General features: G+C 73.5%; 23 protein-coding genes. 9 read left to right on the plus strand and 14 right to left on the minus strand.

What is annotated here, in order from left to right; all coding sequences use genetic code 11:
* Window positions 1–162 precede the first annotated feature (162 nt).
* The 3 genes from ACFY8W_RS11380 to ACFY8W_RS11390 all read left to right on the plus strand — a co-directional run bounded on the left by ACFY8W_RS11380 (window position 163) and on the right by ACFY8W_RS11390 (window position 1,669).
* Window positions 163–363, plus strand: coding sequence for a hypothetical protein (locus ACFY8W_RS11380; RefSeq protein WP_391103136.1), 201 nt, complete (start codon window positions 163–165; stop codon window positions 361–363).
* A gap of 15 nt (window positions 364–378) precedes the next feature.
* The gene (gene hemC, locus ACFY8W_RS11385) at window positions 379–1,305 is read left to right on the plus strand and encodes a hydroxymethylbilane synthase (protein ID WP_391103139.1); all 927 of its coding nucleotides are present in this window, start codon (window positions 379–381) and stop codon (window positions 1,303–1,305) included.
* Between the two features lie 82 nt (window positions 1,306–1,387).
* Entirely contained in the window at window positions 1,388–1,669 is a 282-nt protein-coding gene (locus ACFY8W_RS11390) for a hypothetical protein (RefSeq protein ID WP_391103141.1), read from the plus strand.
* 13 nt (window positions 1,670–1,682) lie between these two features.
* Here the strand turns inward: ACFY8W_RS11390 and ACFY8W_RS11395 are convergent, their stop codons facing one another.
* From ACFY8W_RS11395 to ACFY8W_RS11440, 10 genes are all read right to left on the minus strand, one after another.
* Window positions 1,683–2,762, minus strand: coding sequence for an ATP-binding protein (locus tag ACFY8W_RS11395; RefSeq protein WP_391103143.1), 1,080 nt, complete (start codon window positions 2,760–2,762; stop codon window positions 1,683–1,685).
* A complete protein-coding gene (locus ACFY8W_RS11400; RefSeq protein ID WP_391103145.1) occupies window positions 2,755–3,465 on the minus strand; it encodes a response regulator in 711 nt (236 codons plus the stop codon). The genes ACFY8W_RS11395 and ACFY8W_RS11400 overlap by 8 nt, the downstream gene beginning before the upstream one ends.
* 9 nt (window positions 3,466–3,474) lie before the next feature.
* Entirely contained in the window at window positions 3,475–4,200 is a 726-nt protein-coding gene (locus ACFY8W_RS11405) for a VanZ family protein (protein ID WP_391103148.1), read from the minus strand.
* Window positions 4,201–4,293: 93 nt separating this feature from the next.
* Window positions 4,294–5,427 (minus strand): acyl-CoA dehydrogenase family protein, encoded by a 1,134-nt coding sequence (locus ACFY8W_RS11410; RefSeq protein ID WP_391103150.1) that lies wholly within the window; start codon window positions 5,425–5,427, stop codon window positions 4,294–4,296.
* Entirely contained in the window at window positions 5,424–7,361 is a 1,938-nt protein-coding gene (locus ACFY8W_RS11415) for a biotin carboxylase N-terminal domain-containing protein (protein WP_391103153.1), read from the minus strand. Before ACFY8W_RS11415 ends, ACFY8W_RS11410 begins: the two co-directional genes overlap by 4 nt.
* An 8-nt stretch (window positions 7,362–7,369) precedes the next feature.
* Entirely contained in the window at window positions 7,370–8,968 is a 1,599-nt protein-coding gene (locus ACFY8W_RS11420) for a carboxyl transferase domain-containing protein (RefSeq protein ID WP_391103155.1), read from the minus strand.
* Window positions 8,965–10,647, minus strand: coding sequence for an acyclic terpene utilization AtuA family protein (locus ACFY8W_RS11425; RefSeq protein ID WP_391103157.1), 1,683 nt, complete (start codon window positions 10,645–10,647; stop codon window positions 8,965–8,967). The genes ACFY8W_RS11420 and ACFY8W_RS11425 overlap by 4 nt, the downstream gene beginning before the upstream one ends.
* Entirely contained in the window at window positions 10,644–11,438 is a 795-nt protein-coding gene (locus ACFY8W_RS11430; RefSeq protein WP_391103160.1) for a TIGR03084 family metal-binding protein, read from the minus strand. Before ACFY8W_RS11430 ends, ACFY8W_RS11425 begins: the two co-directional genes overlap by 4 nt.
* A gap of 143 nt (window positions 11,439–11,581) precedes the next feature.
* Window positions 11,582–11,761: a DUF1272 domain-containing protein gene (locus ACFY8W_RS11435; protein WP_391103162.1), complete on the minus strand. Its 180-nt coding sequence runs from the start codon at window positions 11,759–11,761 to the stop codon at window positions 11,582–11,584.
* Window positions 11,762–11,816: 55 nt separating this feature from the next.
* Entirely contained in the window at window positions 11,817–12,776 is a 960-nt protein-coding gene (locus ACFY8W_RS11440; RefSeq protein ID WP_391103885.1) for an EamA family transporter, read from the minus strand.
* Between the two features lie 421 nt (window positions 12,777–13,197).
* On the opposite strand from ACFY8W_RS11440, the gene ACFY8W_RS11445 reads away from it, so the two are divergent.
* The 3 genes from ACFY8W_RS11445 to ACFY8W_RS11455 all read left to right on the plus strand — a co-directional run bounded on the left by ACFY8W_RS11445 (window position 13,198) and on the right by ACFY8W_RS11455 (window position 15,398).
* On the plus strand, window positions 13,198–14,097 hold the full coding sequence (locus ACFY8W_RS11445; RefSeq protein WP_391103165.1) for a LysR substrate-binding domain-containing protein: 900 nt from the start codon (window positions 13,198–13,200) through the stop codon (window positions 14,095–14,097).
* Between the two features lie 69 nt (window positions 14,098–14,166).
* Window positions 14,167–15,069, plus strand: a complete 903-nt coding sequence (locus tag ACFY8W_RS11450; RefSeq protein ID WP_391103168.1) for a hypothetical protein — start codon at window positions 14,167–14,169, stop codon at window positions 15,067–15,069.
* Window positions 15,069–15,398, plus strand: coding sequence for a hypothetical protein (locus tag ACFY8W_RS11455; RefSeq protein WP_391103171.1), 330 nt, complete (start codon window positions 15,069–15,071; stop codon window positions 15,396–15,398). The genes ACFY8W_RS11450 and ACFY8W_RS11455 overlap by 1 nt, the downstream gene beginning before the upstream one ends.
* Here ACFY8W_RS11455 and ACFY8W_RS11460 read toward each other — a convergent pair.
* Complete coding sequence (locus ACFY8W_RS11460; RefSeq protein WP_391103887.1) at window positions 15,392–18,067, minus strand: FAD-linked oxidase C-terminal domain-containing protein; 2,676 nt, start codon at window positions 18,065–18,067, stop codon at window positions 15,392–15,394. The two genes, ACFY8W_RS11455 and ACFY8W_RS11460, sit on opposite strands and share 7 nt — an antisense overlap.
* Before the next feature lie 177 nt (window positions 18,068–18,244).
* Here ACFY8W_RS11460 and serC point away from each other — a divergent pair, with 177 nt between their 5' ends.
* Window positions 18,245–19,363, plus strand: coding sequence for a phosphoserine transaminase (gene serC, locus ACFY8W_RS11465; protein WP_391103173.1), 1,119 nt, complete (start codon window positions 18,245–18,247; stop codon window positions 19,361–19,363).
* A 258-nt stretch (window positions 19,364–19,621) separates the two neighbouring features.
* On the opposite strand, the gene ACFY8W_RS11470 is transcribed toward serC, so the two are convergent.
* Window positions 19,622–19,984, minus strand: coding sequence for a hypothetical protein (locus ACFY8W_RS11470; protein WP_391103176.1), 363 nt, complete (start codon window positions 19,982–19,984; stop codon window positions 19,622–19,624).
* A gap of 59 nt (window positions 19,985–20,043) precedes the next feature.
* Complete coding sequence (locus ACFY8W_RS11475) at window positions 20,044–21,048, minus strand: WD40 repeat domain-containing protein (protein WP_391103179.1); 1,005 nt, start codon at window positions 21,046–21,048, stop codon at window positions 20,044–20,046.
* A 79-nt stretch (window positions 21,049–21,127) separates the two neighbouring features.
* On the opposite strand from ACFY8W_RS11475, the gene ACFY8W_RS11480 reads away from it, so the two are divergent.
* Window positions 21,128–21,814 carry a GDSL-type esterase/lipase family protein gene (locus ACFY8W_RS11480; RefSeq protein ID WP_391103181.1) on the plus strand — a complete coding sequence of 229 codons (687 nt, stop codon included), beginning with the start codon at window positions 21,128–21,130 and terminating at the stop codon, window positions 21,812–21,814.
* Window positions 21,815–21,822: 8 nt separating this feature from the next.
* Here the strand turns inward: ACFY8W_RS11480 and ACFY8W_RS11485 are convergent, their stop codons facing one another.
* Complete coding sequence (locus ACFY8W_RS11485) at window positions 21,823–22,224, minus strand: carboxymuconolactone decarboxylase family protein (protein WP_391103890.1); 402 nt, start codon at window positions 22,222–22,224, stop codon at window positions 21,823–21,825.
* Between the two features lie 51 nt (window positions 22,225–22,275).
* Here ACFY8W_RS11485 and ACFY8W_RS11490 point away from each other — a divergent pair, with 51 nt between their 5' ends.
* On the plus strand, window positions 22,276–22,830 hold the full coding sequence (locus ACFY8W_RS11490; RefSeq protein WP_391103183.1) for a MarR family transcriptional regulator: 555 nt from the start codon (window positions 22,276–22,278) through the stop codon (window positions 22,828–22,830).
* The last annotated feature ends 81 nt before the right edge of the window (window positions 22,831–22,911 follow it).

Raw genomic sequence — 22,911 nt, forward strand, 5'->3', positions numbered from 1 at the left:
AGAGAGGAAGCGGGCCACGCAAGGCGTGTGGGGAGATGGCTAGATGGAACCGTCCCGCACCGCGTCGACAAGCGCCCCCAGCGCCGTGCATACGAGGGGCCGAGGTTCGACCTCGCCTTCGTGGACTGCCGGCCGGGCAAATTCACCGGTCTGGAGCGCCTCGTGCGACTTCTGCGGCCCGGCGCCCTGTACGTGGGCGACGACCTCAACCCGCAGCCGACCTGGCCGGATGATCACCAAGACCGTGTCGACCGATTCGTCCGCGAACTGCCCCGGCACACGAAGATGCGCTGGACGCTCATGGACTGGGCGTCCGGCCTGGCCGTCGCGGCGCGCCTCGGCGACCCGCCGCACCTCGCGTAGCGCTACCGTTGCCCCATGTCACTCGACGTCATTCGCATCGGCACCCGTTCTTCCCCGATGGCGCTGGCTCAGGTCGAGCGCCTGCGGCGCGAACTTGCCGCTGCACACCCCGCGTTGAGGACCGAGGTCGTCGATTTCACCACCTCCGGAGACCGGTGGTCCGGCGCCCTCTCCGAGCTCGGCGGGAAGGGGGCGTTCACCCGGGAGCTGGACGAGGCGCTGGTGAGCGGGGCGATCGACCTTGCCGTGCACTGCGTGAAGGACGTGCCCGGTGACGTACCGGTCGCGCGGGGGACGGTGTTCGCCGCATACCTGCGGCGGGACAGTCTTCACGACGCCCTGGTGGAGCCGGGCGGGCGCTCGCTCGACCGGCTTCCGACGGGGGCGGTCATCGGGACGTCCTCAGTGCGACGGGTGGCTCAGCTCGCCCGTACGCATCCGCATCTCGTCACAAGGCCGATCCGGGGGAACGCCAACACGCGGCTGGCCAAGCTCGACGCCGGGGAGTACGACGCCCTGATCCTCGCGGTATCGGGGCTTGAGCGCATCGGAGAGGCCGGACGCATCACCGAGGTGCTGCCCCTGGAGACGATGATGCCCGCCGTGGGGTCGGGGACCCTGGTGTTGCAGTCGAGAGAGGACGACGGAGCCCTGCGCGATGTTCTCGCACCGCTCGGTCACCCGGACACTCATCGGGAGACCGAGGCGGAGCGCACACTCCTGCACTGTCTCCAGGGCCACTGCAACTCCCCGATCGCCGCCGTCGCCCGCACCGAACCCGACGGCCGGCTGAGCCTGCGGGCCCGGGTGTTCTCGCCGGACGGGAAGGACGTCGTGGACGCCCACGAGTGGGGGCGCCATGCCCAGGCCCTCGGGACGTCGGTTGCGGCCACGCTCATCAAGGACGGTGCTCTGGAGATCATCCGGGCGATCCCGCACTGACCCCCTGGCGGGGCGCACGTGGTCGAGATCGGCTGATGCCACGGGGTACCAGGAGCCCCCCTCCTTGCCTAGGCTGCCCGACATGGCCTATCTGCTGATTCGTCAGAAGTTCGCCGACTACACCCAGTGGCGGGAGGCGTTCGACTCCCTCGCCGAACAGCGCTCCAGTCTCGGTCTCGAGACCGTCGCCGTGACCCGGAACATGGCCGATCCGGCAGAGGCCGTCGTCCTGTTCCGGTTCGACGACATCGAACAGGTGCGGAAGCACTTCCCGTCACCCGCGCTCGAAGAGGCCTGGCGGCGCGGTGGCGTCATCGAGGGGACCAACCAGACGATCTTCCTCCAGGAGGACGTCACCCCCTGACGCCGCCCCGCCCCTACGGCAAGCCGGGAAGCCGGACCGTGACGACCAGGCCTCCGCCGGGGCGGGCGGCGAGGTCGAGGGTGCCGGCGTGGGCACGGGTGATGCTGTGGACGATCGCGAGGCCGAGGCCGACGCCGGCGTGCTCGTCGGTGCGCGCGCGTTCCGTTCCGCGCTGGAAGGGTTCGGTGAGGGTGGGCAGCAGTTCGGGCGGGAGCGGGGGGCCGGTGTTCTCGACCCGCAGCACGCTCGTGTTGCCCTGCTCCTCGGTGTGGACGGTGACGGTGCCGCCGCCGGGGAGGTTGTGGACGACGGCGTTCTGGACGAGGTTCGTCACCATCCGCAGCAGGAGCTCCGCGGAGCCGTGGGTGCGTGCCGCCGCGCCGGTGACGTCGAGCGTGGTCCCGCGCTGTTCGGCGAGCGGGAGCAGGGTCTCGGCGGCCTCTTCGGCGACGAGGGAGAGGTCGACGTCCTCGCGGGCGAAGGTCCCCCGGTCGCTGCGGCTGAGCAGCAGGAGGGCCTCGGTGAGGCCGATCGCGCGCGTGTTCACGGCCTGGAGGCGGGCGAGGAGTTCGTCCCGGTCCCGCGTGGGGTCCTCGCGGGCGACGTCGAGCAGCGTCTGGGAGACGGCCAGCGGGGTGCGCAGTTCGTGGGAGGCGTTCGCGGCGAACCGCTGCTGCTCGGCGACGTGCGAGTCGAGCCGTTCGAGCATGGTGTCGAACGTGTCGGCGAGTTCACGGAACTCGTCCTGGCGGCCCTCCATGCGGATCCGGTGGGACAGCGATCCGCTCCCGGCGGCCCGCGCCGCCGCCGTGATCCGGTCGAGCGGTGCGAGCATCCGGCCGGCGAGGAACCATCCTCCGACGAGGCCGAACACGAGCAGGAAGCCCATCGCCACGGCCGCGGCGCGACCGAAGATGCGCGAGAGGAGGTACCGGTTGGGTGAGATCCCGAGCAGCCCCTGATCACTGTCGGGTACGTAGCGCAGCAGGAACAGCCACACCACGGCCAGCAGGACGGTGCCTGTCACGAGGACGAGCCCGGCATAGCTGAGGGTGAGCTTCAGGCGGACGCTGAGTCCTGGGCGTCTATTCACGGCCGTCGCCGGTGCCGGGTGCGGTCTCGTGGCCGGTGCCGGGGGCGGTGTCGATGCGGTAGCCCACGCCCGGCACGGTGGCGATGGCCCACGGTTCGCCGAGCCTCTTGCGCAGTGCGGAGACGGTGATGCGGACGGCGTTGGTGAACGGGTCGGCGTTCCCGTCCCAGGCCCGTTCGAGCAGTTCCTCGGCGCTGACGACGCCGCCTTCGGCGGCGACGAGGATTTCGAGCACGGCGAACTGCTTGCGGGTGAGCGCCACGTACCGCCCGTCGCGGAAGACCTCCCGGCGGAACGGGTCGAGGCGCAGGCCCGCGATCTCGCGGACCGGGGGCCGGGCGTACGCGCGCCTGCGGTCGAGGGCCCGCAGCCGCAGGACGAGCTCCCGCAGCTCGAACGGCTTGGTGAGGTAGTCGTCGGCGCCGAGCGCGAACCCGGACGCCTTGTCGTCGATCCGGTCGGCGGCGGTGAGCATGAGGATCGGGATGCCGCTGCCGGAGGCGACGATGCGCCGGGCGACCTCGTCGCCGGAGGGGCCGGGGATGTCGCGGTCGAGGACCGCGAGGTCGTAGGAGTTGACGGCGAGCAGTTCCAGGGCGGAGTCGCCGTCGCCGGCGACGTCGGCGGCGATCGCTTCCAGCCGCAGGCCGTCCCGGACGGCTTCGGCCAGGTAGGGCTCGTCCTCCACGATCAGTACGCGCATGTGGGAAGCCTAGGCAGCCCGGCATATCGCCGACGTATGCGCGGCTTCCGCCGTGCCGCGCCACCAGCGGCGCGACGCCAGCGCGGCGAGACCGGCGCCGGTGGCGTTGACCAGGACGTCGTCCACGGACGACACCCGGTCGAGCTGCAGGACGTACTGGGCGGTCTCGATCAGGACCGAGCAGCCGGCCCCGAGGGCCAGGATCCGCGGCACGGACGCCAGCGCCGCCCATCGCATCGGGGCGAAGAACCCCAGCGCCGCGAGGACCAGCAGGTTGCCGCCGATCCCGAGCGGCCCCATCGTGACCAGGTCCCGCAGCGGCACCAGGCTCACCCGGCCGGGGACGACGCCGGCCCCGGCGCCCGGCATCATGGTCATCCACACCCACGGCACCGTCCCGTGGACCATGCCCACCTCTGCCAGCGACAGCCGCCACGCCGACCCGACGCCGGCGGCCCGCCGTCGCCAGGCCAGGGCCCACACCAGCAGCAGGCTCAACGGCACCGCGACGAGCGTCATGAGCACGACGCCGTTGAACGTGTCGAAGCACCCGTGCCAGCGCCCGGCCGCGCACCGCGGTGCGGCCATCAGGAGCGGCCCGCGCACGACGGACAAGGCGCCCGCCAGGCCGAGGACCGCCAGACCGGCGACCACGGCCCGCCGCGTGCGCGTACGTGTCCGTGTGCGGCCGGGCGGTGCCGGCAGGGTCGGGTCCAGGGTCACGTCGTGGTTCATGGACCCATTGGACACGGAGGACCGTTGCGTCGGCGTATGCGGTTCTCGATACGCCGGCGATACACGAAGAACCCTCCGGCGCCCCGGACGCCGTCAGTACGACTTCGGCAGCCCCAGCGTCTGGTGGGACACGAAGTTGAGGATCATCTCGCGGCTGACCGGGGCGATCCGGGCCACGCGGGCCGCCGTGACCAGCCGGGCGAGGCCGAACTCGCGGGTGAGGCCGTTGCCGCCCAGGGTGTGGACGGACTGGTCGACGGCCTTCACACAGGCCTCGGCGGCGGCGTACTTGGCCATGTTGGCGGCCTCGCCCGCCGCCAGATCGTCGCCCGCGTCGTACAGGGCGGCGGCCTTGCGCATCATCAGGCGGGCCAGTTCGAGCTCGATGTGGGACTGGGCCAGCGGGTGCGCGATGGCCTGGTGGGAGCCGATCGGGGCCTTCCAGACCTGGCGCTCCTTGGCGTACTTCACGGCCTGGGCGAGGGCATAGCGGCCCATGCCGATCGCGAAGGCGGCGGTCATGATCCGCTCGGGGTTGAGGCCGGCGAAGAGCTGGAGGAGGCCCGCGTCCTCGTCGCCGACCAGCGCGTCGGCGGGGAGGTGCACGTCGTCGAGGACGAGCTCGAACTGCTTCTCGTCCGCCGCGAGTTCCATGTCGATCCGGCGGCGCCCGAAGCCGGGCGTGTCGCGCGGGACGACGAAGAGGCAGGCCTTGAGGTTGCCGGTGCGGGCGTCGGAGGTGCGGCCGACGATCAGGGTCGCGTCGGCGATGTCGACGCCGGAGACGAAGACCTTGCGGCCGTTGAGGACCCAGCCGTCCTCGGTGCGGGTGGCCGTGGTCGTGATGCGGTGGGAGTTGGAGCCCGCGTCGGGCTCGGTGATGCCGAAGGCCATGGTGCGCGAGCCGTCGGCGAGGCCGGGCAGCCAGGCCGCCTTCTGCGCGTCCGTGCCGAAGCGGGCGATGACCGTGCCGCAGATCGCGGGCGACACGACCATCATGAGGAGCGGCGCGCCGGCCGCGCCCGCCTCCTCCAGGACGATGGACAGCTCGGCCATGCCACCGCCCCCGCCGCCGTACTCCTCGGGCAGGTTCACCCCGAGGTAGCCGAGCTTGCCGGCCTCCGCCCACAGGGACGCCCGGTCGAAGCCGGGGCCGTGGCGGTGGCCGAGCGCGGAGACGGCGGCGCGGAGGGCGATGTGTTCCGGGGACTCGATGAGGGTGCTCATGCGGAGGCTTCCTCCTGGGCTTCGGTCGGTACGCCGGCCCGGTCTTCGGGCTGTACGACGGCGAGCAGGGCGCCGACCTCGACCTGGCGGCCGGGTGCGGCGTGGAGCGCGGTGAGCGTGCCGGCGGCGGGAGCGGTGACCCGGTGCTCCATCTTCATGGCCTCCAGCCAGAGCAGCGGCTGTCCGGCCGCCACCCGGTCGCCGACGGTCAGCCCGTCGGCGACCCGGACGACGGTGCCGGGCATGGGCGCGAGCAGCGAACCGGGTTCCCGCTGCCCGGTGGGGTCGGTGAAGCGGGGCCGGGCGGTGAGCCGGTGCGGGCCGACGTGGACGGTCCCGTCGTCGTACGCCGTGACCTCGAAGTCCCTGACGACGCCGAGGACTTCGAGGCGGACGGCGCTCGGCGTGACGGAGACGGCACGGATGCCGTCGGGGGCGGTGACGGTGTACCCGGAGCGGCCGTGCCGGTAGCGCACCTCCTGCTCGCCGTACGTCTTCACCTGGTCCTGCGACGGCAGGTTCCGCCAGCCGCCGAACCGCCCGGCGTTGCGGGCCGCGTCGGCGAGGGCGGCGGCCACGGCCGCGGGCGCCGCGCCGTCGCCGGGCCGGGTCAGTGCGTCGAGGTGACGGCCGTAGAAGCCGGTGTCGAGCCGGTCGGGGTCCTGGAAGCCGGGGTGCCGGAGGGACGCGACGAGCAGGTCGCGGTTGGTGACCGGGCCGTGGACCCGGGCCCGCTCCAGGACGTGCGCCAGCCTGCGCACGGCGGCCTCCCGGGTCGGCGCGTGCACGACGACCTTGGCCAGCATGGCGTCGTAGTGCACGGGCACGGAGTCCCCCGAGGCGTATCCGGTGTCGATCCGCACCCCCGGCCCGGCCGGGAACTCCAGGGCGTGCAGCACGCCGGTCTGCGGGGTCCAGCCGGCCGCCGGGTCCTCCGCGTAGACGCGGGCCTCGACCGCGTGGCCCCGGGCGGCCGGGGGCTCCGGGTCCAGCGGCGTGCCCTCCGCGACCGCGATCTGGAGGGCGACCAGGTCGACGCCGTGGATCTCCTCCGTCACCGGGTGCTCGACCTGGAGGCGGGTGTTCATCTCCAGGAAGTGCGCCGTGGGGGTCCCTGCTCGAGCGCAGCCGGGAGCTCGGGCGACGTCCGCGACGAGGAACTCGACCGTGCCCGCGCCGACGTAGCCGACGGCCTTCGCGGCGGCGGCCGAGCGCGCGCACAGCTCGTCGACGAGCGCGGCCGGCAGGCCGGGCGCCGGCGCCTCCTCGATCACCTTCTGGTGGCGGCGCTGGAGCGAGCAGTCGCGGGTGCCGAGGGTCCACACCGTGCCGTGGGCGTCGGCGAGGATCTGCACCTCGACGTGGCGGCCGTTCTCCACGTACGGCTCGACGAACACCTCGCCGTCCCCGAAGGCGCTCAGCGCCTCGGCCGATGCCGCAGACAACTCGCCTTCCAGGGACGCGAGTTCCCGTACCACGCGCATGCCGCGACCGCCACCGCCCGCCGCCGCCTTCACCAGGACCGGCAGGTCCGCCTCGGTGACGTCCGTCAGCGGCGGGATGCCCATCAGCTCCTTGGCGCGCGTCTTCGACGCCATCGCCTCGATCGCCTCCGGCGGCGGTCCGATCCAGACCAGTCCCGCCGCGAGGACCGCCTCCGCGAACTCCTTGTTCTCGGACAGGAATCCGTAGCCGGGGTGGACGGCGTCGGCGCCGGCCGCGAGGGCGGCCTTCACCACCAGGTCGCCGCGCAGGTACGTGTCGGCGGGCGCCGCCCCCGGCAGCCGTACCGCCGCGTCGGCCTCCCGTACGTGCAGGGCGTCCGCGTCCGCGTCGGAGTACACCGCCACCGTCGCGATGCCGAGGTCACGGCAGGTGCGGAACACCCGGCAGGCGATCTCGCCCCGGTTCGCCACAAGAACTGAAGAGATCACCAGAGGCCTCACATTCGGAAGACGCCGAAGCCGCCGCGCGCGCCCTCGACCGGTGCCGTGTGGATCGCGGACAGGCAGAGCCCGAGGACCGTGCGCGTGTCGCGCGGGTCGATGACCCCGTCGTCGTACAGCCGCCCGGACAGGAACATCGGCAGCGACTCGCTCTCGATCTGCGCCTCGACGAACGCCCGCATGCCGGCGTCCTGCTCCTCGTCGTAAGGCTGTCCCTTCGCCTCCGCCGAGGCGCGCGCCACGATGGAGAGCACGCCCGCGAGCTGCTGCGGGCCCATGACGGCGGACTTGGCACTGGGCCAGGCGAAGAGGAACCGCGGGTCGTAGGCCCGGCCGCACATGCCGTAGTGCCCGGCGCCGTACGACGCGCCCATGAGGACGGACAGATGGGGCACGCGGGAGTTCGACACCGCGTTGATCATCATCGCGCCGTGCTTGATGATGCCGCCCTGCTCGTACTCCCTGCCCACCATGTAGCCGGTGGTGTTGTGGAGGAACAGCAGCGGGATGTCCCGCTGGTTGGCGAGCTGGATGAACTGCGCCGCCTTCTGCGACTCGGCGGAGAACAGCACGCCCTGCGCGTTGGCGAGGATGCCGACCGGGTAGCCGTGCAGCTCCGCCCAGCCGGTCACCAGGCTCGTCCCGTACAGCGGCTTGAACTCGTCGAAGTCGGAGCCGTCCACGATCCGGGCGATCACCTCGCGCGGGTCGAACGGCGTCTTGAGGTCGCCGGGGACGATCCCGAGCAGCTCCTCCTCGTCGTACTTCGGAGGCTCGGCGAACGGCGGATCGGCGTGTGCCTTGCGGTGGTTGAGGCGGGCGACGATCCGGCGGGCCTGGCGCAGCGCGTCGGCCTCGTCGACGGCGTAGTGGTCGGCGAGACCGCTGGTCCGCGCGTGCATCCCGGCGCCGCCGAGCGACTCGTCGTCGCTCTCCTCGCCCGTCGCCATCCTCACCAGCGGCGGCCCGCCCAGGAAGACCTTCGACCGCTCCTTGATCATCACGGTGTGGTCGGACATGCCGGGCACGTACGCGCCGCCGGCCGTCGAGTTGCCGAAGACGACCGCGATCGTGGGGATCCCGGCCGCGGAGAGCCGGGTGAGGTCGCGGAAGAGCGCCCCGCCGGGGATGAAGATCTCCTTCTGGGAGGACAGGTCGGCGCCGCCGGACTCGACGAGCGAGATGACCAGGAGCCGGTTGGCGAACGCGACCTCGTTCGCCCGCAGCGCCTTCTTCAGCGTCCACGGGTTGGACGCGCCGCCGCGCACGGTGGGGTCGTTGGCGGTGATCAGGCACTCGACGCCCTCGACCACCCCGATGCCGGTCACCAGCGACGCCCCGACGGGGTAGTCGCTGCCCCAGGCCGCGAGCGGCGACAGCTCGAGGAACGGGGTGTCCGGGTCGACGAGCAGTTCGATCCGCTCGCGTGCGAGGAGCTTGCCGCGCCCACGGTGCCGGGCGGTGTACTTCTCGCCGCCGCCGGCCAGCGCCTTGGCGTGCTCGGCGTCGAGCGCGGCGAGCTTGTCCAGCATGGCGGCGCGGTGGGCCGCGTAGTCGGGTCCGCCGGTGTCGAGGGCGGAGGCGAGGACGGTCATCGGGCTTCCTCCAGGAGGTCCACCGGTACGTCGGTGTGGCGGGAGCGGAGCCATTCGCCGAGGGCCTTGCCCTGCGGGTCGAAGCGGGCCCGGGAGGCCACGCCCTCGCCGAGGAGTCCGGTCACGGTGAAGTTGAGGGCCTTGAGGCCGGGCAGGACGTGCCGGGTTACGGCCAGGTCGCGGGTCTCCGGGAGGAGTTCGCGGAAGTGCTCGACGGTGAGGGCGTGCACGAGCCAGCGCCACGCGCGGTCGGTGCGGACCCAGACGCCGACGTTGGCGTCCCCGCCCTTGTCGCCGCTGCGGGCCCCGGCGACGAGGCCGAGCGGCACCCGGCGGGCCGGCCCGGCCGGGAGCGGCGCCGGAAGGTCCGGTTCGGGTACGGGTGCGAGCTCCCGGGTCACGGCCGGTGCGGGCACGGGGACGCGGGTCCCGTCGGGCAGCACGGCCGTGTGCGCGACCTCGCCCGCCGGCACGTACGCGCTGTCGAAGACGCCGTAGGGGGCGCCCTTGCCGGGAGGGGCCGTGACGTGGAAGCCGGGGTAGCTCGCGAGGGCAAGCTCGATCGCGGCGCCGGTCAGGGCCCGGCCGACCTTGTCCGGGTCCTGGTCGCGGACGACGAGCCGGAGCAGCGCGCTGGCGGTCTCCTCGGTGCCGGCGTCCTCGTGGTCGGTGCGGGCCAGCTCCCAACGGATCTCTGCGGGCGGGGACTTGGCGAGGACGTCGAGGACCTGTTCCTGCACGAGCCGCGCCTTGGCCTCGATGTCGAGGCCGGTGAGCACGAAGACGACCTCGTTGCGGAAGCCGCCGAGCCGGCAGATGCCGGCCTTGAGCGTGGGCGGCGGCGCCTCGCCCCGTACGCCGTCGATCCGCACCCGGCCCGGGCCCTCCTGGGTGAGGCGTACGGAGTCGAGGCGGGCGGTGACGTCGGGCCCCGCGTAGCGGGCTCCGGCCGTCTCGTACAAGAGCTGGGCGGTGACGGTGCCGAGGTCGACGACCCCGCCCGTGCCCGGGTGCTTGGTGACGACCGCGCTGCCGTCCTCGTGGAGCTCGGCGAGCGGGAAGCCGGGGCGGCGCACGTCGTGGCCGGTGAAGAAGGCGTAGTTGCCGCCGGTGGCCTGGGTGCCGCACTCCAGGACGTGTCCGGCGACGACCGCGCCCGCCAGCTCGTCGTACGCCTCCGGGCCCCAGCCGAAGAACCACTGCGCGGGCCCGGTGACGAGCGCGGCGTCCGTCACCCGGCCGGTGACGACGACGTCGGCGCCGGCGCTGAGGCAGGCGGCGATCCCGGCGCCGCCGAGGTAGGCGTTGGCCGCGAGGACGCCGGGCTCGGCGGGCAGCCGGTCGCCCTCGACGTGGGCGATCCGGGCGGGCACGCCGAGCCGCTCGGCGAGGGCCCGCAGGGCGTCGGCGAGACCGGCGGGGTTGAGGCCGCCGGCGTTGGCGACGATCCGCACGCCGCGGTCGTGGGCGAGGCCGAGCCCTTCCTCCATCTGCCGCAGGAAGGTCCTGGCGTATCCGGCGGCGGGGTCCTTGAGCAGGTCGCGGCCGAGGATGAGCATGGTCAGCTCGGCGAGGTAGTCGCCGGTGAGGACGTCGAGTTCACCGCCGGTCAGCATCTCCCGGACCGCGTCGAAGCGGTCGCCGTAGAAGCCGGAGGCGTTGCCGATCCGCAGGATCACGCGCCGTCCTCCCTGGGCGCCCGGCCCCCGCCCGCCGGGCCGGCGAAGGCCTGGGCGACGGTGAGCCAGTGCTCGGCGTCGGCGCCGTGGGCGACGAGCGCGGTGTCGGCCCGGTGGACCCGCTGGGTGACGAGCAGACAGAAGTCGAGCGCGGGCCCGGCGATCACCTGGGGCGCGTCGTCGGGCCCGTACGCCCACCGCTCGCCGTCGGGGCCGGTCAGCTCGACCCGGAACGGCTCGGCGGGCGGCGTGAGCCCGCGCACGAGGTACGCGTAGTCCCGGGCCCGCAGCCCGATCCAGGCCACGTGCCGCAGCCGCGCCGTCGGCCTCCGCACGACGCCGAGCGCGTCGGCCACGTCCTGGCCGTGCGCCCAGGTCTCCATCAGGCGTGCGGTGGCGAGGGACACGGCGCTCATGGCGGGCCCGTACCAGGGAAAACGCGTCCCGGGCGGGGCCTCGCGCAGCACCTGGTGCAGCCGCTCCCGGCCCGCGCACCAGCGTTCGAGCAGCTCGGCGGGCGGCAGGGCGGCGCCCTCCTCCGCGCCGTCGTCGACGAAGCGGTCGGGCGCGGCGAGCGCCTTCTCCGCCTCGGCGGCGAAGGCCTCGGGGTCGGTCGCCGCGAGCAGCGCGGCGGCGTCGGTCCAGGCGAGGTGGGCGATCTGGTGGGCGACCGTCCAGCGCGGCGCGGGCGTGGGCAGGGCCCACTGCTCGTCGGTCAACGCCCTGACCAGAGCCTCGACTTCCTCGCTCTCGGCACGCAGGTCGTCGAGGACGACGGCGGGGTCGGACACGGTGCGCTCCCCTCGGGGGACGGCTGGCCACGGACGTGCGTGAGGAGCATGGCAGCCGGGGGAGAAACAATCAAGCGTGCTTGCTTGAGATTTTGCGGGAGGCCGGCCCGGGCCGCCCGGCCCGGGACTCCGAGGGCGCGGGTTCAGGCCGCGCGGCGGGGCCTGGCGACCAGTTCGCCGCCGCAGTTGGGGCAGACGTCGTCCATGGCGTCCGAGCACGGCACGCAGAAGGTGCACTCGTACGTACAGATCCGGGCGGGTGCGTCGACGGGCAGGGCGGTCGTCTCGCAGCGTTCGCAGCGTTCGCGCATTTCAAGGGCCATGGCGAACATCCTGCGGTCGGACCCGTGACCGCGGAAACCGGCCACGGGTCAGAGATCAACGGGATCGGGCCACCTGGGTCCGTACGGCGCCCATGCTGGCCGCGATGACCAGGGCGATGGCGAGCGCGTCGGCCGGGCCGAGGGCCTGGTGGAGGACGAGGAAGCCGGCGGTGGCGGCGATGGCCGGCTCCAGACTCATGAGGATGGCGAAGGTGGGCGCGGGCAGACGGCGCAGCGCGAGGAGTTCGAGGGTGTAGGGCAGCACGGAGGACATCAGGGCGACACCGAGGCCGAGACCGATCGTCACCGGGTCGAGCAGCTTGTCGCCCGCGGACGCGAGGCCGAAGGGCAGGCTGATGACGGCGCCGACGGCCATCGCGAGGGCGAGGCCGTCGGCCTGCGGGAAGCGGCGGCCGGTACGGGCGCTGAAGACGATGTACGCGGCCCACATGGCGCCCGCGGCGAGGGCGAATCCGGCGCCGGCCGGGTCGAGCCGGTCGAAGCCGCCGCCGTGGGCGCCGCTGAGCAGGACGACGCCGGCGAGGGCGAGCCCGGCCCAGAGGAGGTTCACCAGGCGGCGGGAGGCGATGACGGAGAGGGCGAGCGGGCCGAGGACCTCGAGGGTGACGGCGGCGCCGAGCGGGATCCGGGCGACGGAGAGGTAGAAGAGGATGTTCATGCCGGACATGGCGGCGCCGAAGGCGAGCACGGTCCCCCAGTCGGCGCGGCCGTAGCCGCGGACCTTGGGCCGGCAGGCGATCAGCAGGACGGCGGCGGCGAGCACGAGCCGCAGGGTGACGACGCCGAGGGCGCCGGCGCGGGGCATGAGGAGGACGGCCACGGCCGAGCCGAACTGCACGGAGAGCCCGCCGGCGACGACGAGCGCGACGGGACCGAGGCGGCCGGCCGCACGCGCACCGGCCGCGGGCGCGGGCGCCCCGGCGGGCCGGGCGGCGGCTGGGCCGCCCGGTGCCGCCGGGTTCGTGGCGGTCCGGGCCGCCGGGGTGGCGGACATGTCCTTGACCGGGCTTTCCACCGGGCGCGCTCCTAGCCTTGCCGTCGTACGGAGGTCAGTCCACCACAGTGGACTACAAGGTCCAGCATAGTGGACTGGACCCCTGCGGGCTCGAACCCATTTCCGCACGAGCCCCGAACCGGCCGCCCGTCGAAGCGCCGCCGGACCCCTTGGGGACCGACCGCGACGACGCCGTCCGACCCCGCACGGGCCCCAGACCGGCCCGCCGAAGCGCCACCGGACCCTCCCGGACCGACCCGAGAGCGCCGTCCTGCCCCGCACGGGCCCCAGACCGGCCCGCCGAAGCGCCACCGGACCCTCCCGGACCGACCCGCCGGGCCGCCGGGTCCGGCCCTGGCCCGGAGCTCGCCCCGAACCGAACCTTCCGCTTCACGCTACGACCTCGGGCGCGGCACCGGAAATGCCGATCGCGCTGCGGTTATGCTCCGCACGCATGAGCCGCACCAGCATCGAGCTCCGCCACCTGCGCTGCTTCCTCGCCATCGCGGAGGAGGGCAACCTCACCCGGGCCGCCACCCGGCTGCACCTCACCCAGCCCGCCGTGTCCCGCACGCTCGCCTCCCTGGAGAAACAGCTCGGCGCCCGGCTCGTCGACCGCTCCACGCACCACCTCGCCCTCACTCCCGAAGGCCGCGCCTTCCGCGACCGGGCGGCCGCCGCGGTCGCCGCGTTCGACGCGGCCGTCGACCCCGGCCGGCTCCACCACCGCCCGCTCCGGCTCGGCCACGCGTGGTCGGCCTTCGGCCCGTACACCACGCCCCTCCTGCGCCGCTGGCAGCGGGAACACCCCGGGACCCCGCTCGAACTGCTCCGGATCGACGACCGCACCGCGGGCCTGCTGCGCGGCGAGGTGGACGCGGCGCTGCTGCGCGGCCCGGTGGAGATCCCGGGCCTGGTGACCGAGCAGCTGATCACCGAACACCGCGTGGCCGCCCTGCCGGCCGACAGCCCGCTCGCCGCACGCCCGGAGCTCACGCTGGCGGAGCTGGCGGCCGAGACGGCGGTCCTCAACGCGGTCTCCGGCACCACCACCCTCGACCTCTGGCCTCCCGACGCCCGCCCCCGCGCGACCCGCACCGTCGCCAACACCGACGACTGGCTCGCGGCGATCGCCGCGGGCCGCGGCATCGGCGTCTCCTCCGCCTCGACGGCCGCCCTCCACCCCCACCCCGGCGTCACCTACCGCCCCCTCCTCGACGCCCCGCCCCTCCCGGTCCTCCTGGCCTGGCGCGCCACCGCCCGGCACCCGGCGACGGGCGCGCTGGCGGAGCTGGCGCGGGAGATCGCCCGGGGAGAGTGACGTCACCCGGACGGGTGGTCATATGCCAAGGGCATTCCCGTGTCGCTGTCGCGCCCCTACGTTCGCGGCATGGTCACTTCCACGCACGAGACCTCGCACCGGATCTTCCAGGACCGCCCGGAGTTACTGCCCCCGGTCTTCGAGATCCTCGGCGTACCGCTGCCGATCAAGGCCACGGTCGAGGTCCTCAGCCCGGACGCCACCGAAATCCGCCCCTTGGAGCGCCGTGTCGACAGCGTCCTGCGCGTCAAACCACCCGACGGCGACGGCTTCCTCCTCGCCATCGAGGCACAGGGCCGACGGGACTGGGAGAAGGCGTCGAGCTGGACGTACTACCTGGGGTACCTCGGGGCGAAGTACGGCCTCCCCGTACTCCTGATCGTGGTCTGCCAGGACCGCTCCACGGCGAGATGGGCCGGCGGCCCCTTCCGCAGCGGCTACGGGCCGTGGACGGCGATCAGTCTCCATCCGCTCGTCCTCGGCCCGGACAACGTCCCCATCATCACCGACCCGGCCGAGGCGTCCCGGAACCTCGCGATGACGGCATTCAGCGCCATGACTCATGGCACGCATCAGGAGGCCCCGGCCATACTGGAGGCGCTGGCCAAGGCACTGGCCACGGCCGACCCGGCCTCCTTCAAGTACTACTCGGAAATCATGGAGATCGGCCTGGGTGACACCCCGGCCAGGGATACCTGGAGGAAACTGATGGCTGTAGGTACCTACTTCCCGGGCCGAGGCACCCTCGTCGAGGAGACGTACCTCGAGGGGAAGGCCGAAGGCCTGGCGGAGGGCAAGGCGGAGGGCAAGGCCGAAGCCAAGGCCGAGTCGGTTCTGGCGGTGCTGGCGGCGCGGGGCATCGAGGTCTCCGAGGCCGACGCCCGCCGGATCGCGGAGTGCACCGACACGGAGACGCTCGACCGGTGGCTGGAGCGGGCGGTCACCGTGGCGCACACGGCGGAGATCTTCTGATGCCACGATCACCGGGCACCTACTTCCCCGGCGGGGGCACCCTCGCCGAGGAGACGTACCTCGAGGGCAAGGCGCACGGCGTCAGCGATTCGGTTCTGCGCGTGTTCGCGGTGCGAGGCGTCATGTTGCCCGACGCCGTCGCCGAGCACATCCACGACTGCACCGACCCCGAGACGCTCCGCTGGTGGCTCGACCACGCCGCCACCACCGGCCGTCCCGACGGTGCGGTCACGACGGAGACGGAAGCGCGGGAAGTCCCCCCGGCTCCGACAGCCCCGGATTCCCCGGAAGCGCCTCCTGCTCCTTCCGGGGAATCCCTTCCTCAGTAACCCTGGTCCAGCGCCTCGGCCAGTACCTCCGCCACATGGCGGGGATGGCGTTCCGGTGCCAGGTGGCCGATCTGGGTGCGGCAGGAGAAGCCGTCCGCGAGGACCAGTGCGTCCGGAGGTGCGGAACGCAGGGCCGGGAGGAGCTGGTCCTCGGCGCAGGCGACGGAGACCTCGTAGTGGCCCGGTTCGAAGCCGAAGTTGCCCGCGAGTCCGCAGCAGCCGCCCGCCGGTTCGCCGGCCAGGCCCGCCCGTTCCCGCAGCCGGCGGTCCGCCGCGTCGCCCAGGACCGCGTGCTGGTGGCAGTGGGTCTGGCCGGTGACCGGGCGGGCGACGCGCGGCGGTGTCCAGTCCGGCGCCAGTTCCTCCAGGACCTCGGCGAAGGTGCGTACGGACGCGGCGAGCCGGGCCGCGCGCGGGTCGTCCGGCAGGAGCTCGGGCAGGTCGGCGCGCAGGGCCGCCGCGCAGGAGGGCTCCAGGACGACCACCGGGCCCTCGACGTCCGCCATGACGTCGAGCGTGCGGCGCATCACCCGCCGCGCCGCTGACAGCCGGCCCGTCGAGACGTAGGTGAGCCCGCAGCAGACCCGGCCGGGCGGCAGGGCGATCCCGAGTCCGGCGGCCTCCAGGACCCGTACCGCCGCCGCGCCCACCTGCGGCGCCAGGTGGTCGGTGAAGGTGTCCGGCCAGAGCGTGAGCACCGGCGGGCGGCCCGAGGCCCGTTCCCCGAACCAGGACACGAACGACGTCTCCGCCACCCTGGGCAGCGCCCGCTCCGGCGTGACGCCCGCGAGCCGCGCCGCGAACGGCAGCCCCATGGCCAGGTTCAGGCCCGTGCCGAAGCGGTCGAGCAGCCGCGGCAGGCCACCCGTCGTCCAGTGCGAGCGAGGCCGCTTCCAGGGCCGCCCCGCGTAGTACCCGGCCAGGAACTCCGCCTTGTACGCGGCCATGTCGACGCCCACCGGGCAGTCGCTGCGGCAGCCCTTGCACGACAGGCACAGGTCGAGCGCGTCCCGGACCTCCTCCGAGCGCAGCCCGTCCGTGACGATCTCCCCGAGCGCCATCTCGTGCAGGAGCCGGGCCCGGCCGCGCGTGGAGTGCTTCTCCTCCCCCGTCGCACGGTACGAGGGGCACATCACGCCCGGGCCCGAACCCGGGCCCTCCACACGGCACTTGGCCACCCCGACGCACCGGGCCACCTCCCGGCCCAGGCCCACCACCGGAAGCCCCGTGAACCGCAGCCCGGAGTCCAGCGGCTCCGGCCGCACCAGCATGCCCGGGTTCAGGCCGCCGTCCGGGTCCCACAGGTCCTTGACCTCGCCGAACAGGGCGACGAGCTCGTCCCCGTACATCCTCGGCAGCAGCTCCGCCCGCGCCTTGCCGTCGCCGTGCTCGCCGGACAGGGAACCGCCGTGCGCCACCACGAGTTCGGCCACGGCCTCCGAGAACTCCCGGAAGCGGCCCACGCCTTCACCCGTCCACAGGTCGAAGTCGATGCGCACGTGGACGCAGCCGTCGCCGAAGTGCCCGTACGGCGTGCCGCGCAGCCCGTGCTCCGCCAACAGGCCGCGGAACTCGCGCAGATAGGCCCCGAGCCGGGCCGGCGGCACCGCGCAGTCCTCCCACCCGGGCCAGGCCTCCGCCCCGTCGGGCAGTCTCGTCGCCGTGCCCGCCGCGTCCTCCCGGATCCGCCACAGCGCCCGCTGCCCGGCCGGTTCGGCGACCAGCACGGAGTCCAGCGCGTCCGCCGCCCGGACGAGCTCGGCCGCCGCCCCGCGCCCGTCCGCCTCCACGAACAGCCACGCCCCGCCCCGGGGCAGCCCTTCCGTGCCCCGGCCCCGCACGAGATCCGCTGCCATCCCCTCCACGGTCAGGGGCCGGTACGGCAGCAGGCCCGCCGCCGCGTCGGCCGCCGCGCCCTCGTCCGCGTACCCGAGGACCAGGAGCACCGGCTCCGCGGGCAGCGGCACCAGACGCACCACCGCCTCCGTCACCACGCCGAGCGTGCCCTCGCTGCCGCAGAAGGAACGGGCCACGTCCGCGCCCCGCTCGGGCAGCAGCGCGTCCAGCGCGTAACCGGAGATGCGGCGCGGCAGCCCGGCCGGATAGCCGGTCCGCAGCAGCGCGAGCCGGCCGGCCACCAGCTCCCGCAGACCGGCCGGCGCGCCCCGCCAGTCCTGCCCGAGGCGCAGCCGCCGCCCGTCGTAGGTGACGACGTCCAGCTCCCGCACGTTGTCGGCGGTGGTGCCCCAGGCCACCGAGTGCGCGCCGCACGCGTTGTTGCCGATCATGCCGCCGAGGGTGCAGCGGCTGTGCGTGGACGGGTCGGGGCCGAAGGTCAGCCCGTACGGGCGGGCCGCCGCCCTGAGCCGGTCGAGCACGAGCCCCGGCCGGACGACGGCCGTGCGGGCCTCCGGGTCGATCGACACGACGTCGCGCAGGTGGCGGGTGAGGTCGAGCACGACACCCGTTCCGGTGGCCTGCCCGCCGATGGAGGTGCCGCCGCCGCGGGCGACGACCGGCACGCCGTGCGTACGGCAGACCTCCAGCGCGGCGGCGACGTCGTCGGCGTCGCGCGGGGCGACGACGCCGAGCGGGACGCGCCGGTAGTTGGAGGCGTCCATCGAGGTCAGGGCGCGGGCGGTGACGGAGAGGTCGACGTCGCCGGCCACGGCGGCGCGCAGGTCGCGCGCGAGTGCGGCGGTCGCCGCCGCCGTACGGGGCTCCGCGCCGGACCCCGGTCCCGTCCCGTTCTCGTGTGATCCCACGACTACACAGTGTCTCAGTCATCGTCTCATCCGGCGGACATCCCCCGGCCCCGGCTTCCCCGACCCGATACGCTCCGCCTCGTGGCCGATATCCAGATTCCCGCTGACATCAAGCCCGCCGATGGCCGTTTCGGCGCGGGCCCCTCCAAGGTGCGTACGGAGGCGCTGGACGCCCTGGCCGCCACCGGCACCTCGCTCCTCGGTACCTCTCACCGCCAGGCTCCGGTCAAGAACCTGGTCGGCGAGGTGCGTGCCGGCATCCGTGACCTCTTCTCGCTGCCCGAGGGCTACGAGGTGATCCTGGGCAACGGCGGATCGACCGCCTTCTGGGACATCGCGACCCACGGTCTGATCGAGAACAAGTCGCAGCACCTCACCTTCGGCGAGTTCTCCTCCAAGTTCGCGAAGGCCGCGAAGCTGGCCCCGTGGCTGGCCGAGCCGACCGTGATCTCCTCCGACCCGGGCACCCACCCGGAGCCGGTGGCCGAGGCGGGCGTCGACGTCTACGCCTACACGCACAACGAGACCTCCACCGGTGTCGCCGCCCCGCTGAAGCGGGTCGCGGGCGCCGACGAGGGCGCGCTCGTCCTCGTGGACGCGACCTCGGGCGCCGGCGGTCTGCCGGTCGACATCACCGAGACCGACGTCTACTACTTCGCCCCGCAGAAGTCCTTCGCCGCCGAGGGCGGCCTGTGGCTCGCGGCGTTCTCGCCGGCGGCCCTGGAGCGCGCGGCCCGCGTCCACGCGTCCGGCCGGCACATCCCGGAGTTCTTCAGCCTGCCGACCGCGATCGACAACTCGCTGAAGAACCAGACGTACAACACCCCGGCGCTCTCGACCCTCTTCCTGCTCAACGAGCAGCTGAAGTGGATCAACGGCCAGGGCGGTCTGGACTGGGCCGTGGCCCGTACGAAGGAGTCCTCCGACGCCCTCTACGGCTGGGCCGAGGAGTCCAAGTACGCGACGCCGTTCGTTTCCGACCCGGCGAAGCGCTCGCAGGTCATCGGCACGATCGACTTCGCGGACGAGATCGACGCGGCGGCGGTCGCCAAGGCGCTGCGCGCCAACGGCATCGTGGACACCGAGCCGTACCGCAAGCTGGGCCGCAACCAGCTGCGCGTCGCGATGTTCCCGGCGATCGACCCGGCGGACGTCCGGGCGCTGACGGCGTGCATCGACTACGTGATCGAGAAGCTGTAGTCGCTTCTCCCGCCCGTACGGAGGCCCGGCGCCGGACCTGATCGGTCCGGCGCCGGGCCTTTCCGTACGACCCCGCACGACCCGCATGACCCGGCCGTCTCCGTACCACCCCGCACGACCCGCACGACCCGGCCGTCTCCGTACCCCTCCGCACGTCTCCGTACCCCCGCACGGCTCCGTTCGTCCGGGTGTGACGGGGCAGGACCGGGTGTTGCCGGGTGCGACGGGGCAGGACCGGGTGTGGCCGGCGACGACGGCTCAGCCCTGCGCCTTCACGTGGTCGATCACCTCGGTGAACTCGGCGGTCGGCGAGTACTCCACGAGATCGGAGTCCTCCAGGGCCTCGGGTGCGTGTCCCGGCGACCAGTAGTAGGCCTGCCCGGCCTCGTAGATCTCCTCGCCGGACGGCGTACGCATCCTGATGCGGCCCTTGAGCAGGTAGCCCCAGTGCGGGCACTGGCACAGGTCGTCCTTCAGGCCCTTGAACGCCGGCGCCATGTCGGTGCCCTCGGGCAGGTGGATGAAGGCGACGGTCATGTCTCCGCCGGCCTCCTGCATGCGGACCTCCACGCCGTTGCCTTCCAGCGCGACGGGGGTGTTCTCGCGAGTGGCTGCCGTCATGACTCCTCCACGGGTGGGCGTCCCTGAGCGTCCCTTCCAGTCTCGCCCGGAAGGCCGGTTCAGTCGCGGCGGAACAGGCGCTTGAGGCCGACCACGACGACGGTGGCGAGGCCGAGGACGACGACGCCGAGGGCGAAGTTCCCCTGCTCGCCGCCGCCGGTCGCGGTGGGGCCGGCGGGGCCGGTGCCCGGCGCATCCGGGGTGCCGGACGGGCCCGGGTCCGTCGCGTCCTCGCCCGGCGACGGTGACGTGCCCGCGCGTTCGACGCGGACGACCCGGCTGCCCCGGCCCTCCGCGCCGAACATCAGCGCCGAGCCGTCCCGTGTGTACGTGACCGACTCCGCCTGGCCCTGGAAGGGGGCGCCGACGGACGTGCCGTCGTCGCCGAGGCGGCCGTCCTTCCACGCGTACTCCTTGGCCAGCAGGTAGCCGCGCAGGACCAGCCGGCCGCCGTCCGGCGAGAAGGCGCCGTCCGTCACCCAGGGGACCTCCCCGATCCGCCGGAAGACGTTCGTGCGGGAGGCGTCGAGCCGTTCGGGGCCGGCGTAGAGTCCGCCGCCGTCCTCGTTCTTGCTGGCGATGTAGACCCGGCCGGTCTTCGGATGGACCATCAGGGCCTCTGCGTTGCGCGGCCCGTCGGCGTACTCCACGTCGTACTGCGTGGCCCGGACGGTCTGGTCGCGCAGTTGCCTCGGCTCCGGGAAGCGGTAGATCCAGACGTGGTCCCAGGAGCCGTCGAGGTTGTCGCCGATGTCGCCGACGTAGATGTCCCCGTCGGGGCCGACGGAGATCGCCTCCATGTCGCGTGGCGTGCCGACGCCCTTCATGGTGAGGGTGGCGACGGTCTTTCCCGTTCGGGAGTCGATGCCGTAGACCAGGGGCGCGTCCTGGTCGTTGTGCGTCCAGTAGATCCCGGGGTGGGCGCGGCTCGCGGCGAGGCCGCTGGACTCGGTGATCCGGGGATCCTCGACGGTGAAGTCCCGGTCGGCGTCCGCCGCGCCGGCGGGGGCGGCCGCGAGCAGGACGAGGGCCGCCGTTCCCAGGACGCACAGAGCAGTTCGCATGCCGACCAGCCTGCCACGGGGCCCGTGGTGTCGGGGGTCACGTCGCCGCCGTCGTCCGGCGTCGGTGATGATGTGCCCCATGCGTTTTCTGTTCGTCGGCGACAGCATGACCATCGGACGCGCCGGCGACTTCACCTGGCGGTACCGGATGTGGCAGCACCTGGAGGCCGTGCTGCCCGGCCCCGGCGGGTACGAGATCACCGGCCCGCGCACCGCGCTGTACGAGCCCGCCGACGACGCCGCCACCTCGCACGCGTACGCCGGCCGGGACTTCCCGGCCGCCGCCCGCCGCCATCTGGCCGGCTGGGGCGAGGGCTGGCTGCACATGGCGCCGCTCGTCGGCGAGGCGGTGACGGCGGCCCGCGCGGACGTGCTGCTGATCTCGCTGGGCCTGATCGACCTGGGCTTCTACACCAACAGCGACCAGACCGCCGGGAACGTCCGCGCCTTCCTGACCGCCGCCCGCGCCGCCAACCCGCGCGTCCGGGCGGTCATGCTGCCGGTCATCCCGAACGTGCGCGCCGAGTACGACGCGCCCTTCGCCGCCGAGTGCGCCCGCTTCAACGAGCTCCTCGCGAAGACGGTCGCGGACCTGGACACGGCCTCCTCGCCGCTCCTCCTGGCGACGGTCCCGGAGTCGTACGACATCCACCGGGACACCTACGACGGCACCCACCCGGGCCCGACGGGCGAACACAAACTGGCGGCGGCCTTCGCCGACGCGATGCACCAGGCCTGGGGCCTGGGCGGCCCGTACCGCCCCTGACGCCCTCGTCAGGCGGCGCGGGTGAGCCGGTTGGCGAAGGTCGAGACGGTGTACGTGCCGATGCCGAGGACGACTTCGAGGGCGTTCCGGCGGGTGTAGCCGTGGGCCAGGAAGGCGTCGAGGTCGGCGTCGGAGACCGCGCCGGAGGCGGCGAGGACCTGGAGGGTGAAGCGGCGTACGGCGGCGAGGCGTTCGGGTGCGGGCACGGGGCCGAGGGCGGCGAACTTGGTCTCGTGCATGTCGACGCACAGGTGGCACTGGTTGCGTTCGGCGACGGTGAGGATGACGGTCTCGCGGGAGTGCGGGTCCAGGGTGGTGGACTCGAAGATCTCGCTGAGCTTGAGGAAGCCGTCGAGGGTGTGGGGCGACTCCTTGAGGAGCGCGACGGCGTTGGCGGTACGGGCGGACATGTCGGCGGTCCCGGTCTGCGGCAAGGTGACTCCCCCAGTAGAATGGACAACATGGTTGACCATGTCGACGAGGAAAACGTAAACCAGGTTGTCGATCCGGGCAAGGGGGTTTCGGGGACTCCCGCAGGAGCGAGCGAGCCGCCGGGCTTCGAGCTGCCCCTGCTGCTCTTCGCCGGCTTCCGCACCCTCATCGACCGGCTCCACGCCGAACTCGCCCGCCAGGGCCACCCCGACCTGCGCCCCGCCCACGGTTTCGCGCTCCAGGCGATCGCCGCGAGCCCGTACGGCTCCACCGCCAGCGACATCGGCCGCCGGCTCGGCGTCTCGAAGCAGGCGGCGGGCAAGACCGTCGACCGGCTCCTCGCCCTCGGCTACGCCGAGCGCACCGACGACCCCCACGACGCCCGCCGCAAACTCGTCCGCCTCACCCCGCACGGCGTCGACGCCCTCACCCGCTCGGCCGCCGTCTTCGACACCCTGCGCGCCGAGTGGGCCGCCCGCCTCGGCGCGGACCGCGTCCGCGACCTGGAGGGGGCCCTGCGCGCCGTCGTCCCGGCCGAGACCACCTTCCGGCTGGACGCGACGAGCTGGCTGGGCGGGGCGTGACCTGGAGGCGTGATGGCGAGTCCTCGCCGGCCGCGTGTCGGGGTGGCCGCGCATATCGTTGTCGCGGCGACTGCATGCGAA

It is taken from the genome of Streptomyces sp. NPDC012637 (assembly GCF_042954805.1).
Lineage (GTDB): Bacteria > Actinomycetota > Actinomycetes > Streptomycetales > Streptomycetaceae > Streptomyces.